The 16,079-nt window shown below is 64.2% G+C and carries 17 protein-coding genes; 10 read left to right on the forward strand and 7 right to left on the reverse strand.

The window, feature by feature from the left end; genetic code table 11:
• Nucleotides 1–41 precede the first annotated feature (41 nt).
• The 3 genes from NVV93_RS01390 to NVV93_RS01400 all read right to left on the reverse strand — a co-directional run bounded on the left by NVV93_RS01390 (nucleotide 42) and on the right by NVV93_RS01400 (nucleotide 3,203).
• Complete coding sequence (locus tag NVV93_RS01390; protein ID WP_258252679.1) at nucleotides 42–1,037, reverse strand: hydrolase; 996 nt, start codon at nucleotides 1,035–1,037, stop codon at nucleotides 42–44.
• A gap of 73 nt (nucleotides 1,038–1,110) precedes the next feature.
• Nucleotides 1,111–2,277: a nucleotide sugar dehydrogenase gene (locus NVV93_RS01395; protein ID WP_258252680.1), complete on the reverse strand. Its 1,167-nt coding sequence runs from the start codon at nucleotides 2,275–2,277 to the stop codon at nucleotides 1,111–1,113.
• Nucleotides 2,274–3,203, reverse strand: coding sequence for a glycosyltransferase family 2 protein (locus NVV93_RS01400; RefSeq protein ID WP_258252681.1), 930 nt, complete (start codon nucleotides 3,201–3,203; stop codon nucleotides 2,274–2,276). Before NVV93_RS01400 ends, NVV93_RS01395 begins: the two co-directional genes overlap by 4 nt.
• An 18-nt stretch (nucleotides 3,204–3,221) precedes the next feature.
• On the opposite strand from NVV93_RS01400, the gene NVV93_RS01405 reads away from it, so the two are divergent.
• Nucleotides 3,222–4,160 carry a UDP-glucuronic acid decarboxylase family protein gene (locus NVV93_RS01405; RefSeq protein WP_258252682.1) on the forward strand — a complete coding sequence of 313 codons (939 nt, stop codon included), beginning with the start codon at nucleotides 3,222–3,224 and terminating at the stop codon, nucleotides 4,158–4,160.
• Nucleotides 4,161–4,247: 87 nt separating this feature from the next.
• Here NVV93_RS01405 and rsmD read toward each other — a convergent pair whose 3' ends face one another.
• From rsmD to NVV93_RS01420, 3 genes are read right to left on the reverse strand one after another with little or no spacing between them, the layout of a single operon-like run.
• The gene (gene rsmD / locus NVV93_RS01410) at nucleotides 4,248–4,844 is read right to left on the reverse strand and encodes a 16S rRNA (guanine(966)-N(2))-methyltransferase RsmD (protein WP_258252683.1); all 597 of its coding nucleotides are present in this window, start codon (nucleotides 4,842–4,844) and stop codon (nucleotides 4,248–4,250) included.
• A complete protein-coding gene (locus tag NVV93_RS01415; RefSeq protein ID WP_258252684.1) occupies nucleotides 4,844–6,379 on the reverse strand; it encodes a pitrilysin family protein in 1,536 nt (511 codons plus the stop codon). Before NVV93_RS01415 ends, rsmD begins: the two co-directional genes overlap by 1 nt.
• A complete protein-coding gene (locus tag NVV93_RS01420; protein ID WP_258252685.1) occupies nucleotides 6,372–7,727 on the reverse strand; it encodes a pitrilysin family protein in 1,356 nt (451 codons plus the stop codon). The genes NVV93_RS01415 and NVV93_RS01420 overlap by 8 nt, the downstream gene beginning before the upstream one ends.
• 271 nt (nucleotides 7,728–7,998) lie before the next feature.
• Here NVV93_RS01420 and ftsY point away from each other — a divergent pair, with 271 nt between their 5' ends.
• From ftsY to NVV93_RS01445, 5 genes are all read left to right on the forward strand, one after another.
• A complete protein-coding gene (gene ftsY, locus NVV93_RS01425; RefSeq protein WP_258252686.1) occupies nucleotides 7,999–9,429 on the forward strand; it encodes a signal recognition particle-docking protein FtsY in 1,431 nt (476 codons plus the stop codon).
• On the forward strand, nucleotides 9,426–10,094 hold the full coding sequence (gene ftsE, locus NVV93_RS01430; RefSeq protein WP_258252687.1) for a cell division ATP-binding protein FtsE: 669 nt from the start codon (nucleotides 9,426–9,428) through the stop codon (nucleotides 10,092–10,094). Before ftsY ends, ftsE begins: the two co-directional genes overlap by 4 nt.
• Nucleotides 10,094–11,107, forward strand: coding sequence for a permease-like cell division protein FtsX (ftsX, locus tag NVV93_RS01435; protein ID WP_258252688.1), 1,014 nt, complete (start codon nucleotides 10,094–10,096; stop codon nucleotides 11,105–11,107). Before ftsE ends, ftsX begins: the two co-directional genes overlap by 1 nt.
• 105 nt (nucleotides 11,108–11,212) lie before the next feature.
• Complete coding sequence (rpoH, locus tag NVV93_RS01440) at nucleotides 11,213–12,070, forward strand: RNA polymerase sigma factor RpoH (protein WP_258252689.1); 858 nt, start codon at nucleotides 11,213–11,215, stop codon at nucleotides 12,068–12,070.
• A 61-nt stretch (nucleotides 12,071–12,131) separates the two neighbouring features.
• The gene (locus NVV93_RS01445; RefSeq protein WP_258252690.1) at nucleotides 12,132–12,734 is read left to right on the forward strand and encodes a hypothetical protein; all 603 of its coding nucleotides are present in this window, start codon (nucleotides 12,132–12,134) and stop codon (nucleotides 12,732–12,734) included.
• On the opposite strand, the gene mtgA is transcribed toward NVV93_RS01445, so the two are convergent.
• Nucleotides 12,731–13,462, reverse strand: a complete 732-nt coding sequence (gene mtgA, locus NVV93_RS01450) for a monofunctional biosynthetic peptidoglycan transglycosylase (RefSeq protein ID WP_258252691.1) — start codon at nucleotides 13,460–13,462, stop codon at nucleotides 12,731–12,733. The genes NVV93_RS01445 and mtgA overlap by 4 nt on opposite strands.
• Before the next feature lie 83 nt (nucleotides 13,463–13,545).
• On the opposite strand from mtgA, the gene NVV93_RS01455 reads away from it, so the two are divergent.
• The 4 genes from NVV93_RS01455 (at nucleotide 13,546) to trmB (ending at nucleotide 16,054) form a co-directional block, all read left to right on the forward strand.
• Nucleotides 13,546–13,920 carry a DUF423 domain-containing protein gene (locus NVV93_RS01455; protein ID WP_258252692.1) on the forward strand — a complete coding sequence of 125 codons (375 nt, stop codon included), beginning with the start codon at nucleotides 13,546–13,548 and terminating at the stop codon, nucleotides 13,918–13,920.
• Between the two features lie 109 nt (nucleotides 13,921–14,029).
• Nucleotides 14,030–14,230 (forward strand): sulfur carrier protein ThiS, encoded by a 201-nt coding sequence (gene thiS / locus NVV93_RS01460; RefSeq protein ID WP_258252693.1) that lies wholly within the window; start codon nucleotides 14,030–14,032, stop codon nucleotides 14,228–14,230.
• A gap of 224 nt (nucleotides 14,231–14,454) precedes the next feature.
• Nucleotides 14,455–15,249, forward strand: a complete 795-nt coding sequence (locus NVV93_RS01465; protein WP_258252694.1) for a thiazole synthase — start codon at nucleotides 14,455–14,457, stop codon at nucleotides 15,247–15,249.
• Nucleotides 15,250–15,382: 133 nt separating this feature from the next.
• Nucleotides 15,383–16,054 (forward strand): tRNA (guanosine(46)-N7)-methyltransferase TrmB, encoded by a 672-nt coding sequence (trmB, locus tag NVV93_RS01470; protein WP_258254259.1) that lies wholly within the window; start codon nucleotides 15,383–15,385, stop codon nucleotides 16,052–16,054.
• The last annotated feature ends 25 nt before the right edge of the window (nucleotides 16,055–16,079 follow it).

Consider the following 16,079-nt stretch of genomic DNA (forward strand, 5'->3'; position numbering starts at 1 on the left):
TCAGGCCTGTTGGGCATCGTCGCTGCGCACCTCAGCCCAACCTACACAAGCGTGCGTGCCTGGGCGCTGAGCCAGGCCGGAATGCGCCGTTCCAGGTAATAACCCGGTTGGCGCGGTGAGCCGTCGATAAAGCCGACATGGCCACCATGGGCATGCAGTTCGAACTCCACCCCGGGCGCCAGTTCGGCACTTTCCGGCAGGCTGTGACGGAACACGAAGGGGTCGTCGGCGGCCTGGATGATTAGCGTCGGCGTGCGGATCGCGCCCAGGTAATAGCGGCTGGAAGCGCGCCGGTAGTAGTCGTCCGCATCGGCAAAGCCATGCAGCGGCGCAGTGATCCGCCCATCGAAATCCCAGAACGTACGCATGCCATCCAGCGGCCCGAGCTGATGCAGGGCGGCCAGGTGCTCGGCCTTGTTCTGCTGCGTGAATAGCTGTTGCTTGCGCCGCACGTAAGCGACCATCTCGCTCATAAAATGGCGCTGGTAGACCCGCGAGAAGCCGATGCCGATGCGGTCGGCGCACTGGTCCAGGCGGAACGGCACCGACACCGCCACCGCCGCCTGCAACAGGCAGCCCGCACCGCTTTCGCCGAGATGCTTGAGCAGCACGTTGCCGCCCAGCGAATAACCTACCGCGTACAGCGGCGCCAGCGGCCGCTGGGCGCGCAGGTGGGCGATGACGGTGGCCAGATCCTCGCTAACTCCCGAGTGATAGCCGCGCGGCAGCAGGTTCGGCTCGCCCGAGCAGCCGCGCCAGTTGAGCGCTACGCTGGCCCAACCTTGAGCGGCCAGGCGCTGTTGCAGACCGAGCACGTACAGTGAATCGGAGGAGCCGGTCAGTCCATGCAGGACCAGCACCAGCGGCGCGCGGGCCTCATGCGGGCCATGCCAGTCGAGATCGAGAAAGTCGCCATCCTCCAACCACAAGCGCTCGCGCTGGCGTTGCAGTTGCGGCGGGCGGCGGCATAGCGAAGTCCACAGGGTTTGCAGATGCGGGCCGGGCAGCCACCAGGCGGGTTGAAAGGTCGTGGACATCTGCTGCGGGCTCACCGTGCTCGGGGGCTAGTTGGGCCGGGGCGGCTCGCTGCAGGGAAAGCCCCGGGGTTGCTCAATCGCGGCCGAACAGATCGCGGGTATAGACCTTCCCGAGCACGTCGTCGAGGGCGGCGTGCAGGCGATTGCTGAGGATCAGGTCGGTCTCTTGCTTGAAACGGGCAAGGTCGCTGATCACTCGGCAGCCATGGTACTCGTCCTGATGCAAAACCGGCTCGTAGATGATGATCTCGACGCCCTCGGTTGTGAGGCGTTGCAGGATGCCCTGGACGCTGGAGGCGCGGAAGTTGTCCGAGCCGCTTTTCATAATCAGGCGGTAGATGCCGACCACCTGCGGCCGGCGTCTAAGAATGTCCGCGGCGATGAAGTCCATGCGTGTGCTGTTGGATTCGACGATCGCGTGGATCAGGTCCTGCGGGATGTCGGCGTAGTTGGCCAGCAACTGCTTGGTGTCCTTGGGCAGGCAATAGCCGCCGTAGCCGAAGGAGGGGTTGTTGTAGTGGCTGCCAATGCGTGGGTCGAGACCGATGCCCTCGATGATCTGCCGGCTATCCAGGCCGTGGCTAGCGGCATAGGTATCGAGTTCGTTGAAGTAGGCGATGCGCATGGCCAGGTAGGCGTTGGCGAACAGCTTGATGGCCTCCGCTTCCGTGGCGTCGGTGAGCAGCACCGGGATGTCCGGTTTCAGCGCGCCTTGTTGGAGCAGCCTGGCAAAGGCTTCGGCGCGGGCCGAGCGTTCGCCGACCACGATACGCGCGGGGTGCAGGGTGTCGTAGAGCGCACGCCCTTCGCGCAGGAATTCCGGCGAGTAGAGCAGCCGGTCGCAGTCCAGTTGCTGGCGGATGTGGTGGGTGTAGCCCACTGGCACGGTCGACTTGATGACCATCATCGCGCGCGGATTGATGGCCATCACGTCGCGGATCACGGCCTCGATGGCGAGGGTGTTGAAGGCGTTGGTGTGCGGGTCGTAGTCGGACGGGGTGGCGATAAGCACATAGTCCGCACCGGCATAGGCAGCGTGCTTGTCCAGCGTGGCGCGAAAGTTGAGGGGCTGGTGGAGGAGATAGTCCACCAGCTCGGGGTCCGCAATCGGTGATTCCCGGCGGTTGAGCATCGCCACTTTGTCGGCATCGATGTCCAGGGCGACCACTTCGTGCTGCTGGGCGAGCAGGACGGCGTTGGCCAGGCCGACGTAGCCGGTGCCGGCGACGGCAATTTTCATCGCTCAGCGCCTTGACCAGTCAGCGGCTTGCGCGGGTGGTCGCCGGCGCCGTGCAGGTCAGCCTGACTCAGGGTGCGCACGCTGGTTTGGCGTGGACCAAAAAAACCAAAGCGCCGCCGCCGGGTAACTTCGATCAAGAGATCAAGCCGCTTGCCGTCGCCTGTGACCAGGTTGCTGGCGTGTAGCCGAATCGTGAAGGTCTTGGGCGGCGAGGGGGAGTGCGTCAGGCTGTCGCTGATCGTCTGCAGCAGGTGCTGGCGCGTCTCGAACGGTATGTCGCGTACGCCGTTGGTGTACAGATGGGCCTTGGTTCGGATGTAGCAGCGATTGATCAGGCTTTGCAGTTTGACATTCTTGATGGCGTGAAACGTTGTGCGTTCATCGTCCGCATGGGAAATGGGATTAACGAACTGGGCTGGATAATGTTCAGCCCGCGCATTAACTCTTTCGGCCAGTCTGGTATAGAGATCGGTATCTTCTCCGCCCCAGCCGCGAAATACTTCATCGTAACCACCGACACCTTCGAACGCGGCGCGTGTGCATATTACGGTGCCTGCTGCTTCCTCCAATTGTTTGTCGGCGGCCGGGCCGACCAAATAAAAGCAATCGGTATTTAGGTTCTGTTGCATCCACTCGAGCCAACCGCTACTTATTCGTATATCGGCATCAATAAAACATAACCACGGCGCGGATGAGTTAGCCGCGCCGATGTTGCGGGCGCGGGGCAGGCAAAATCCAGGGTCGTCATTAACACGGATGACTTTAACCTCGGGAAAGTTTTCTTCGACCCAGTCGCCTGTGTTGTCAGGGCAGGCGTAATCCACCAGAATTATCTCTGCCGGCGACTCGGCTGCAATTGTCGCAAGCGTCTGCTTAATGTGGTGCAGACGGCCTTTGCAGGTCGTTATGAAGGCAATTGGATACATAAAATCTCAGGGTTGAATATGCGAGTTCTGGTCACTGGCGGGGCGGGATTCATCGGTTCACATTTGTGTCGACGGTTGTTGGCGGATGGCCATGAAGTACTTTCGGTGGATAATTATTTCACCGGCAGTCGGCAGAATATTCATGACTTGTTGGTGAATCCGCGATTCGAGGCCATGCGTCATGATGTAAGTTTTCCGCTGTATGTGGAAGTTGATCGAATCTTCAACTTTGCCTGTCCAGCATCGCCCGTACACTATCAGCGCGATCCGGTGCAAACAACTAAGGCCAGTGTGATTGGCGCGATGAATATGCTCGGTCTGGCCAAGCGCACAGGGGCCAGAATTCTGCAGGCGTCCACCTCGGAAGTATATGGCGACCCTGAATCCCATCCGCAGCCGGAAAGCTATTGGGGGCGGGTCAATCCCATCGGGATTAGAAGTTGTTATGACGAAGGCAAACGTTGTGCTGAAACGTTGTTCTTCGATTATTACCGGCAGCATGCGCTGGATATAAAAGTGGTGCGCATATTCAACACCTACGGGCCCGGCATGCAACTGCATGATGGTCGGGTGGTGAGTAACTTCATTGTTCAGGCGCTGCGGGGCGAAGATATCACCCTGTATGGCGATGGCACGCAGACCCGCTCGTTCTGCTTCGTCTCGGATCTGGTCGAAGGGGTGCTCGCGATGATGGACAGTCCGGCGGACTTTGTCGGGCCGGTGAACTTGGGGAATCCAGCGGAATACAGTATCGGCGAGATCGCCGAAACCATTCTTGGCCTGTGTGGTTCGGCGTCGAAACTGTCATTCAAGCCCTTACCCGAGGATGATCCACGGCAGCGCCAGCCCGATATACGCCTGGCCCGGGAACGTCTGAACTGGCAGCCGCAGGTCGCGCTGGAAGATGGCCTGAAGGCGACCATCAGCTACTTCCGCCAGGTCTTGGGGCGCGTCTGACCAAGGTGCCGGGCGAAGCCGCTGGTCGGGTGCGGACCGTCAGCTGGCCGAGGCCGGCTCGCCGCTAGTCGGCTGAGCCGCTCAGAGTCAGCCGCGCTGCCACAGCGCGTAATACACCTTTCCGGCCTTCTGCTCGCGATGCTGGCGCCAGCTGGCGGGTATGCTCAGGCTCGACGGCGGCGCTTCGCTTTCGGTGTAGATCCATGCCTCGTCGGCCAGCCAACCCTTGTCTTCCAGCAAGGCGCAGGTCGGCTCGAGCAGGTTCTGGCCGAACGGCGGATCGAGAAACACCAGGTCGTAGGGCGTCGGCGCTTGGCTCTCCAGATGGCGCAGCGCGTCACCGAGCAATAGCTGACCGTTTTCGCATTTCAGGGTGGCCAGGGTCTCGCGCAGGCTGGCGATCGCCGCACGGTTGGTGTCCAGCGCCAAGGCGTCGGCGGCGCCGCGCGACAGCGCTTCGAGATACAACGCGCCACTGCCGGCGAACAGGTCGAGCACATGGGCGCCGACCACATAGGGCGCCAGCCAGTTGAACAGCGTTTCGCGCACCCGGTTGGGCGTCGGGCGCAGGCCGTGGGCCATCGGGAAGCTGAACTGGCGACTGCGCCATTCGCCACCAATGATCCGCAGCTGGCCGAGGCCGCCGTGGGCGGGGACGTTCGAGGGTTTACTTGGACGAGGCATCAATGCTCCGGGACGCCGAGCGGCTGCTCAACGGGTTTGTCGCTGGGCGCCGGCAGCGGTTGCTGCTCGACGGTCGGGCCGGCGCTGACGATGATCAACGCGTTGGGGTCGAGGTGTTTGCTCATGGCGGCTTTGACCTGCTCGGCCGAGAGGCTCTGCACCTGCGCCATGAAGTCTTCCAGATAGTTCAGCGGCAGGCCGTAGAAACCAATCGAGCCCAGCTGGCCGACGATATCGGCGTTGCTCGCGGTGGTCAGCGGGAAGCTGCCGGCCAGCTCGCGTTTGGCGTCGTCCAGTTCCTTCTGGGTCGGACCGCTGCTCAGGTAGTCGCGCAGGATGTCCTGGACCAGTTTGAGGGTGCCGGTGCTCTGCTCGGCGCGGGTCTGCAGGCTGATCATGAACGGCCCGCGCGCCTGCATCGGGCTGAAACCCGAATACACGCCGTAGGTCAGGCCGCGCTTCTCGCGCACTTCTTCCATCAAACGAGTGCCGAAGCCGCCGCCGCCGAGGATCTGGTTGCCCAGGGTCAGCGCCGCGTAATCCGCATCGCGGCGGTCGATGCCCAGTTCGGCGAGCAGCAAAGTCGTTTGCTTGGAGGGGAACTCGATATGGCTGGGGCCGGCCTTGGGCGGCTGCGGCTGCGCCACGGCGGGCAGCGCCGGGCCTTTCGGCAGCGCGGCGGAAACCTGCGCGGCCAGCGCCTCGGCTGCCGGTCGGTCGAGGTCGCCGACCAGGGCGATGACCACGTTGCCGGCGGCGTAGGCCTTGGCGTGGAAGGCGTGCAGCTGGGCGACGCTGATCGGCGGAATGCTCTGCTCGGTGCCTTCGCTCGGATGGCCATAGGGATGTGTGCCGTACAGGCGTTCGAACAACTGCAGGCCGGCGAGCTTGCCGGGGTTCTGCTTCTGGTATTCGAAGCCGGCCAGCACCTGGTTCTTGATCCGCACCAGCGAGTCCTGCGGGAAGGTCGGCTGGCCGATCACCTCGGCGAACAGCCTGAGCGCCGGCTCGCGCTGCTCGGCCGCGCTCAGGCTGCGCAAGCTGGCGATCGCCATGTCGCGGTACGAGCCGTTACCGAAATCCGCGCCGAGGCTTTCAAAGCCCGCGGCGATGGCGCTGACGTCCTTGCCCGGCACGCCTTCGTTGAGCATCGCGTTGGTCAGCATGGCCAGGCCCGGCGCAGCGCCGTCCTGGCTGCTGCCGGCGGCGAAGGTCAGGCGCAGGTCGAACATCGGCAGCTGGTGGGCCTCGACGAACAGCACCTTGGCGCCTTCGGCGGTCTGCCAGGTCTGAATCTGCAGCTCGCGGCGACTCGGCGCCTGATCCTTGAGCGCGGCCAGCGAGCTCAAGGAGCTGGCCGCGGGCGGCGTCGCGGCTGGTGGGGCGGACGCTGCCGGCGCGCTGCTGCTGGCCACAGGCGTGGCGGCCGGCTCGGGGTTGGAGGCCGAGCGACCGGCCACCAGCACCAGGACGCCGATCAACACCAGGACGAGCAGGCCGACCAGGGCAAAGCGCAAGCCATTACGCTCACTCATGGGATGCCTCCAGAGGCAGGATGTGGGCGACGCTCAGGCGGTCGCGGGTGAAGTAGGTGCTGGCCGCCTGCTGAATGTCGGCGGGGGTGACCGCTTCGAGCTCGGCGAGCTCCTGATCCATCAGGCGCCAGGACAGGCCGACGCTTTCCAGGCCGCCGATGGCGCTGGCCTGGCTGCTGATCGAGTCGCGCTCATAGACCAGTCCGGCAATTACCTGGGCGCGCACGCGTTGCAGTTCTTCGCTGCTCGGCGGGGTTTTCTTCAAGTCTTCCAGCTGGCGCCACAGACCGGCTTCGGCTTGCGCGAGAGTCTTGCCGGTCTGCACGTTGGGCGTCGCCGACAGGGTGAACAGGCTGTCGCCACGGCTGTAGGCGTCGTAGGAGGCCGAGGCGCCGGCGACCAGTTCCTCGCCGCGCTCCAGGCGCGACGGCAAGCGGGCGCTGTAGCCGCCATCCAGCAGGGCGGCGATCAGGCGCAGCGCATGCACCTCGCGCGGCGTTTGGCTGGTCACCAGACCTGGCACGTTGAAGCCCATCAACAGGCTCGGCAATTGGGTGCGCAGGTGCAAGGTGGTGCGCCGTTCGCCGGGCGTGGCCAGTTCCAGCGGCGCTTTGGCGGCCGGCACGTCGCGTCGCGGTACGGCGCCAAAGTATTTATTGGCCAGGTCGCGGACTTCGTCGACACCGACATCGCCGACCACCACCAGCGTGGCGTTGTTCGGCGTGTACCAGGTTTCGTACCAGCGGCGCAGTTCGTCGACCTTCATCCGCTCCAGATCGGCCATCCAGCCGATGGTCGGACTGTGATAGCCGCTGGCGGGGTAGGCGAGGGCCTTGAAGCGCTCATAGGCCAGCGCATTGGGCTTGTCGTCGGTGCGCATGCGCCGCTCTTCCTTGATCACCTCGATCTCCCGGGCGAACTCTTCCGGCGGCAGGCGCAGGCTGGCCATGCGATCGGCCTCCAGCTCGAAGGCCACGGCCAGGCGATCGCGCGCCAGCACTTGGTAATAGGCGGTGTAGTCATCGCTGGTGAAAGCGTTCTCTTCGGCGCCCAGCTCACGCAGGACCCGCGACGCTTCGCCCGGGCCGAGTTTGTTGCTGCCCTTGAACATCATGTGTTCGAGGGCGTGGGACAGGCCGGTCTGGCCGGGGGTTTCATAGCTCGAGCCGACCTTGTACCAGACCTGCGAGACCACCACCGGGGCGCGGTGATCCTCGCGGACCACCACCTTGAGGCCGTTGTCGAGGACGAATTCGTGGGTCGGTTGCGGTTCGGCGGCCTGAGCTGCAAGTGGCAGGCAGAGGACCGCAAGCACGAGACCGGCGGCATGACGGGCAATCATTTTCATCGATGGGGCGACCTGTCGGGCGGCCCGCTTGGACTTAGCGTCGGCGGGCGAGGAGGTGCTAGGATACTAATCCGTTTTCCTGGCGGCCACGCCTGGAAGCTGTTTTCAAATTGGCTGCGCCTCGGTGAGGCTGCGTCAGAAATGGCCTCGGAATGCTCACTTAGCAGTCGTAAACTGCGCTTCCTTGGCCACTTCTTCCTTGCCTGACCTGTGCTCGCCTAATTTGAAAGCCGCTTCTGCTGGCGCGTCGCTCCTTGAGATAGCCGTCTCTATGTTTGGTTCCAACGACGACAAGAAAGCTCCGGCGCCGGCCGGGGAGAAGAAAAGCCTGTTTGGCTGGATGCGCAAAAAGCCCCAAGAAGCGCCGGTTGACGACGCGCCGACGGTCGATGTGCCTGCTGCCCCTGCGCCCCTTGAGGCCATGCCGGCCGTGCCGGATAGCACCGCCCAGAGCGTGCCGTCCGCGCCTGAAAATATTCCTGTAGCTGCTCCGGTTGAGCTTCCGGCAGAACTGCCTGCGCCGCCAGCCGTTGCCGAAGCCACCGAGATCGCTGCGCCCGCCGAAGCGCTTGCCGCTGCCGAGCCGGTGTCCGCGCCTGCGCCGTCGCGCTTTCGCCTGAACATCGGCAGCGAAGTGGCGCATGTCGCCCCTGCGCCAGCGCCGGTAGAGGTGCCACCCGCCCCGCAGTCCCCGGCCGAGCCCACGCCCAGTGCGGTCGAGCTCGCGCCGGCTGAGCCGCTAGCCGCCCCCGCCGCCAGCGCGGAAACCAAACTGGGCTTCTTCGCCCGTCTGCGGCAAGGCCTGTCAAAAACCAGCGCCAACCTCGGCGAGGGCATGGCCAGTCTGTTTCTCGGCAAGAAGGCCATCGATGACGATCTGCTTGATGAGCTGGAAACCCGCCTGCTGACCGCCGATGTCGGCGTCGAAGCGACCAGTGCGATCGTCGGCAACCTGACCAAGCGCGTGGCGCGTAAGGAGCTGGCCGACAGCGGCGCACTGTACAAGGCGCTGCAGGAGGAGCTGGTGGCCCTGCTCAAACCGGTCGAACAGCCGCTGCGGATTCCCGCCGACAAGCAGCCCTATGTGATTCTGGTGGTCGGCGTGAACGGCGCCGGCAAGACCACCACCATCGGTAAGCTGGCCAAGAAGCTCCAACTCGATGGCAAGAAGGTCATGCTCGCTGCCGGCGATACCTTCCGCGCCGCGGCCGTCGAACAGCTGCAGGTGTGGGGTGAGCGCAACAACATTGCGGTGATCGCCCAGCACACCGGCGCCGATTCCGCCTCGGTGATCTTCGATGCGGTGCAGGCCGCCAAGGCGCGCGGCATCGACGTACTGATCGCCGACACGGCCGGGCGTCTGCACACCAAAGACAACCTGATGGAAGAGCTGAGGAAGGTTCGCCGGGTGATTGGCAAGCTCGACGATACCGCGCCGCACGAAGTGCTGCTGGTGCTCGACGCTGGCACCGGGCAGAACGCCATCAACCAGGCCAAGCAATTCAACCAGACCGTCAGCCTCACCGGCCTGGCGCTGACCAAGCTGGACGGCACCGCCAAGGGCGGGGTGATCTTCGCCCTGGCCAAGCAGTTCGGCTTGCCGATTCGCTATATCGGTGTCGGCGAAGGCATCGACGATTTGCGGACCTTTGAAGCCGAGGCCTTTGTCCGGGCCCTTTTCGCCGAGCGGGAGCATGCATGATTCGATTCGAGCAGGTTGGTAAGCGCTATGCCAATGGCCACGTCGGCCTGCATGAACTGAGTTTTCGCGTGCGCCGCGGCGAGTTCCTGTTCGTCACCGGCCACTCCGGCGCCGGCAAGAGCACCTTGCTGCGCCTGATATTGGCGATGGAGCGGCCCAGCACCGGCAATCTGCTCCTGGCTGGCCAGGATCTGGCGCAGATCACCAACGCGCAGATTCCTTTCCTGCGCCGGCAAATCGGCGTGGTGTTCCAGAACCACCAACTGCTGTTCGATCGCACCGTGTTCAACAACATCGCCCTGCCGCTGCAGATTCTCGGCCTGTCCAAGGCGGAGATCGCCAAGCGTGTCGGTGCAGCGCTGGAGCGTGTGGCGCTGTCGGATAAAGCCGAACTGTTTCCCGGCGACCTGTCCACCGGGCAGCAGCAACGCGTCGGCATCGCCCGGGCGGTGGTGCATCGTCCGGCCCTGCTGCTGGCCGACGAACCGACCGGTAACCTCGACCCGCGCCTGGCCGCGGAGATCATGGGCGTGTTCGAAGACATCAATCGCCTCGGCACCACCGTGCTGATCGCCAGCCACGACCTGGCGCTGATCGCGCGCATGCGCCACCGCATGCTGACCTTGCAACGCGGCCGCCTGATCGGTGACGGAGAGGCTGCCTGATGAGCGAACAGCAACGCAATCCCAAGGCCGCCGAGCGGGTTGGCGGCGGCGTCGGCAAAGCGGCCGCCAGTCGCCATGACGAAGGCCCGGATTTCCGCAGTCAGCTGCATGCCTGGCTGGAAAGTCATCGCGCCAGCCTGATCGACAGCCTGCGCCGTCTCGCTCAGCAGCCGATCGGCAGTTTCTTCACCGCGCTGGTGATGGCCATCGCCCTCAGCCTGCCGATGGGCCTGTCGCTGCTGCTGAATAATATCGAGCGGCTCGGCGGCTCCTGGCAGCGCGCGGCGCAGGTCTCCCTGTATCTGCAGATGGATGCCAGCGACGCCGTGGGCGCGCAGCTGCGCGACCAGATCGCCGCCATGCCGGAAGTCGCCGAAGCGCAATGGATCAGCCGCGAACAGGCCTTGGCCGAGTTCCAGCAACAGTCCGGGCTCGGTCAAGCGCTTAAGGAACTGCCGCAGAATCCGCTGCCGGGCGTGGTGCTGGTGACGCCCAAGGAAATCGACAAGGCGCGTCTCGAAGCGCTGCGCCAGCGCCTCAGCGAGTTGCCCAAGGTGCAGCAGGCGCAGCTCGATCTGCTGTGGGTCGAGCGGCTCAGCGCGATCCTCAAGCTCGGTGAGCGTTTCGTCTTCGGCCTGACCCTGCTGCTGGTGATGGCGCTGCTGTTGGTGATCGGCAATACCATCCGTCTGCATATCGAGAATCGCCGCAACGAGATCGAGGTCATCAAGCTGGTCGGCGGCACCGATGGCTATGTGCGGCGTCCGTTCCTCTATATGGGCGCGCTGTACGGCTGCGCGGCCGGCGTGCTGGCCTGGCTGGTGCTGGCCTTTGGTCTGGACTGGCTGAATGGTGCGGTGGTGCGTCTGGCCGGGTTGTACGGCAGTGACTTCTCGCTCGGCGGCGTGCCGGCCGGTGATGGTTTGTCGCTGTTACTGGGTGCGGTATTGCTTGGTTACATCGGCGCCTGGCTGGCGGTCGCCCGACACTTGAACGAGCTGGCGCCGAAGTAGTACCTTCTTGCTCCGCTTGAGTAACAGCTGTTTCTGAACGTTGAGTCAGGTTTTGTGTCAGACTGACAATACTGAACTCAAGAGTTCATGAATCGGAGGATTTGCATGACCACCACTTCTTTGCAACCTGTCTATGCCCTGGCTCCCGGTGCGAACCTGGAAGCCTACGTGCACACGGTAAACAGCATTCCATTGCTGACCGTCGAGCAGGAGCGCGAATTGGCCGGCAATCTTTTCTACCGGCAGGACCTCGAGGCTGCCCGGCAGATGGTTCTCGCGCACCTGCGCTTCGTCGTCCATATCGCCCGTAGCTACTCGGGTTATGGGCTGCCGCAGGCGGACCTGATTCAGGAAGGCAACGTCGGCCTGATGAAGGCGGTCAAGCGCTTCAACCCGGAAATGGGCGTGCGCCTGGTGTCGTTCGCGGTGCACTGGATTCGCGCGGAGATCCACGAATTCATTCTGCGTAACTGGCGGATCGTCAAAGTCGCGACCACCAAGGCGCAGCGCAAACTGTTCTTCAACCTGCGCAGCCAGAAGAAACGCCTGACTTGGCTGAACAACGACGAAGTGCATGCCGTGGCCGAAAGCCTGGGTGTCGAGCCGCGCGAAGTGCGCGAGATGGAAAGCCGTCTGACCGGCCACGACATGGCCTTCGACCCGGCCGCCGATGCCGATGACGACAGCGCCTTCCAGTCGCCGGCGCATTATCTCGAAGACCATCGCTACGACCCGGCGCGGCAGTTGGAGGATTCCGACTGGAGCGACAGCTCCAACGCCAACCTGCACGAAGCGCTGGAAGGCCTGGACGAGCGCAGCCGTGACATTCTCCAGCAACGCTGGTTGACCGACGAGAAGGCCACCCTGCATGAGCTGGCTGCCAAGTACAACGTCTCCGCCGAGCGTATCCGCCAGCTGGAGAAGAACGCGATGAACAAGCTCAAAGGCGCGATCGCCGCCTGATCCTGAACCACCCCGAAAAAGCCGCACGCGAGTGCGGCTTTTTTCTGTCCGGAGAGAATGCATGGCGCCGCAATTACGCTCGTTTCGTTGGCTGATCTACGCCGCCGTGGTCGCGGTCAGCGCCTGGAGTCTGTGGACGTTACGCGCGCAGCAACCGGGCGAGCCGTTGCCGTGGCTGGTCGACTGGCAACAGCAGGTATTCACCCCGCTGGCCGAAGAGCGCCTCAGCGTGCAGGAGCTGCGCGCCCTGGCGCCGGGTGCGCTGTGGATTCAGCCGCAGGGCGAAGCAGGACCGCGGTTGCTGTACCGCGCCGACTGGCAGGCCAATGACCTGGCCTGGCAGCTGGAAGCCGAACTGGCGCTGACTCAGAAGGAGCGCGACAGCCTGCTGGCGGCGACCGGCATCGCGGCCAGTGCCGCTGAGCAGGAATTGAGCGAGGAACTGCTAGGCCAGCTGGCTCAGCATCATTTCGCCAGTCTGCTGCTCAAGCCGGTGGCAGCAGTCGCCGACAAGCGGGTGATCGCCAGCCTCGGCCCGCCGCGCGTGCGCCTGGGCGTGGAAGAGGGCGGCGAAGCCTGGGTGTATCCCGAGCAGGGCCTGACCCTGTATCTGCGTGATGGGCAATTACAGCTACTGCAGAACCTGCCGATCAAGCGCCGCTAGCGGCCGAACATGGCGGCCAGCCAAGCCGGATGGCCGGCCGGCAGTTGCAGCAGGTAATGCCCGTTGCCGAGCTGGCGCATCTGCTGGCGGATCCAGCTGGCACGGCGGTTGACGTAGGCATTGGGCCGACCGGCGTTCCAGCGGTGCGGATTGGGTAGCACCGCGGCGAGCAGGCTGGCCTGCTGGGCCGACAGGTACGGCGCGCCGATGCGGAAGTGGTGACGCGCCGCGGCCTCGGCGCCGAATATCCCATCGCCCCACTCGACGCTGTTCAGATACACCTCAAGAATCCGCTGCTTCGGCCAGAACAGCTCGATCAAGCCGGTGAACCAGGCCTCCAGGCCTTTGCGCAGCCAGCTGCGGCCGGACCACAGGAACAGATTCTTGGCCACCTGCTGGCTGAGCGTGCTGGCACCGCGCAGTGAGCCGCCGCGCTCGTTGTGCGCGAGCGCCTGGCGAATCGCGGTGAAGTCGAAGCCCCAGTGTTCGGCGAAGCGCTGATCTTCGCCGGCGATCACCGCCACCTTGAGGGTGTCCGGCAACTCCTTCCACGGCCGCCAGTCGCGCTGCAAGTCGATCGGCTCGCCATCCATCCAGGATTCGACCTTGCGCTCGACCATCAGCGCCGTGCCTGGCGGCGGCACCCAGCGCAGTATCAGGACCAGCGCGGCGCTGGCGGCCATGGCCCAGAGCAGGAATTTGACGAGACGACGAAGCAGACGTGGCATGGATGGCTTGGCCCGGGCGCGATAGGCGGCCATTATAACGACCGCGTGCCGTCTGTCTGGCACTGGCCCACGGAGAAGTGTCCATGTTGCGCCCCCTGTTGTTGCTCGCCGCGTTTTTCGGTTTCACCGCGGTGGCGCTCGGCGCTTTCGCCGCCCACGGCTTGAAGAGTCAACTGACCGCCGATTACCTGGCCGTGTTTCAGACCGGGGTGCATTACCAGATGGTCCATGCGCTGGCCTTGCTGGCCCTGGCGCTGCTTAGCCTGCATGTGCCGGGCCGCGCATTGGGCGTGGCTGGTGGCTTGTTCGTACTCGGCATCCTGCTGTTTTCCGGCAGCCTGTACTTGCTCAGCCTGACCGGCATCCGCAGTCTGGGCATCGTTACTCCGTTCGGCGGCCTGGCCTTTCTGGGCGGCTGGCTGAGCCTGGGTATCGCAGCCTGGAATCTGACTCGCTGACAACCTGACTCATGCGTCAGCTTCGAGACGAATGACCGGCAGTTTGCCTTGGTCGCCGGCCGGCGATGGCGCTAGAATGCCGGCCCCTCTCCAGTTGTGATCGCCCGTCATGCGCATTCAATTGAACGGTGAACCCTACGAGCTGCCCGATGGTAATACCCTCGGCGATCTGCTCGCACGTCTGGAACTGACCGGCAAACGCGTTGCGGTCGAACTCAATCTGGACATCGTGCCGCGTAGCCAGCACGTCGCCACCGCCCTGCGCGAAGGCGACCAGATCGAGGTAGTGCATGCCATCGGTGGTGGTTAGGGGAAAGCTACTGCGCTCGGCTATGCCGCGTTGAAATCAGCCTCGGAATGCTCATTTACAGTTGTAAACTCCGCTTCCTCGGCTGATTTATTCGCTGGCGCTCCCCCTTCGGGCCAGCCTTTGGCTGTTACTTCCGTTGGTCGTTGCGCCTTGCCTAGCCGTCGCTCGCTACGCTCCCCGGCAAGCTGCTCCGCCCCGTATATCCGTCAAGCAAGAGGTTTCTGATGAGCCAGATTCGCAGCGACAAGCCCTTTACCCTGGCCGGCCGTACCTACCAGTCGCGCCTGCTGGTCGGCACCGGTAAATACAAGGATCTCGACGAGACCCGCGCGGCCATCGAGGCATCCGGCGCCGAAATCGTCACCGTGGCGGTGCGCCGCACCAACATCGGCCAGAATCCCGGCGAGCCGAACCTGCTTGAGGTGATCTCGCCGGAGCGCTACACCATCCTGCCGAACACCGCCGGTTGCTATAACGCCGAGGAGGCGGTGCGCACCTGCCGCCTGGCGCGGGAGCTGCTGGACGGTCACAAGCTGGTCAAGCTGGAAGTGCTGGCCGACCAGAAGACCCTGTTCCCCAACGTCATCGAGACCCTCAAGGCCGCCGAAGTGTTGGTCAAGGATGGTTTCGACGTGATGGTGTACACCAGCGATGACCCGATCATCGCCCGCCAGCTGGCCGAGATGGGTTGCATCGCGGTGATGCCGCTGGCCGGCCTGATCGGCACCGGGCTGGGCATCTGCAACCCCTACAACCTGCGCATCATCCTCGAAGAAGCCACCGTGCCAGTGCTCGTCGATGCCGGTGTCGGCACCGCGTCGGATGCCACCATCGCCATGGAACTGGGTTGTGAGGCGGTGCTGATGAACAGCGCTATCGCCCATGCGCAGCAGCCGGTGCTGATGGCCCAGGCGATGAAGTACGCCATCGAAGCCGGACGTCTCGCCTATCTGGCCGGACGCATGCCGAAGAAACTCTACGCCAGCGCCTCGTCGCCGCTCGACGGCCTGATCCAGTAATCACCACCGCTTTCGTAGGAGCGAATTCATTCGCGAAAGGGTGTTGCCCCATCGCGAATGAATCCGCTCCTACCCATTGACACCGAGCCATCCTATGACCGACAGCCAGATCCCCGCTGAACCGCAACCGCACCTGCGCACCATCAAGAGTTTCGTGATGCGCGCCGGACGCATTACCGAAGGCCAGCAGCGCGCCATCGACGAAGGCTGGCCGAAGTTCGGCCTGGAACTGGAAGCGGGCGCGCCGGACTTCGACGCGGTGTTCGGCCGCCAGGCGCCGCGCACCTTCGAGATCGGTTTCGGCATGGGCCACTCCACCCTGGAGATGGCCAAGGCCGCGCCGGAGCAGGACTTCATCGGCGTCGAAGTGCACAAACCGGGGGTCGGTGCGCTGCTGATGGGCGTCCAGCAACTCGAATTGAGCAACTTGCGGGTGTACAGCTGCGACGCCCTCGACGTGTTGCGCCAGTGCGTCGCCGACGCCAGCCTCGACCGCGTGCTGCTGTTCTTTCCCGATCCCTGGCACAAGGCCCGCCATCACAAGCGGCGCATCGTCCAGCCGGCGTTCGCCGAGCTGATCCGCCAGAAACTCAAGGTTGGTGGCGTGTTGCACATGGCCACTGACTGGGAGCCCTACGCCGAGCACATGCTCGAGGTGATGAACGTGGCGCCCGGCTACCGCAATCTGGCCGCCGACGGGCGCTGCGTGGAGCGCCCGCAAGAGCGCCCGGTGACCAAGTTCGAGCGCCGCGGCGAGCGCCTCGGGCATGGCGTCTGGGACCTCAAGTTCGCCCGCATCGACTGACTGTTCGGTCATATTTGGCGACTGC

Source organism: Pseudomonas sp. LS44, assembly GCF_024730785.1.
GTDB lineage: Bacteria > Pseudomonadota > Gammaproteobacteria > Pseudomonadales > Pseudomonadaceae > Aquipseudomonas.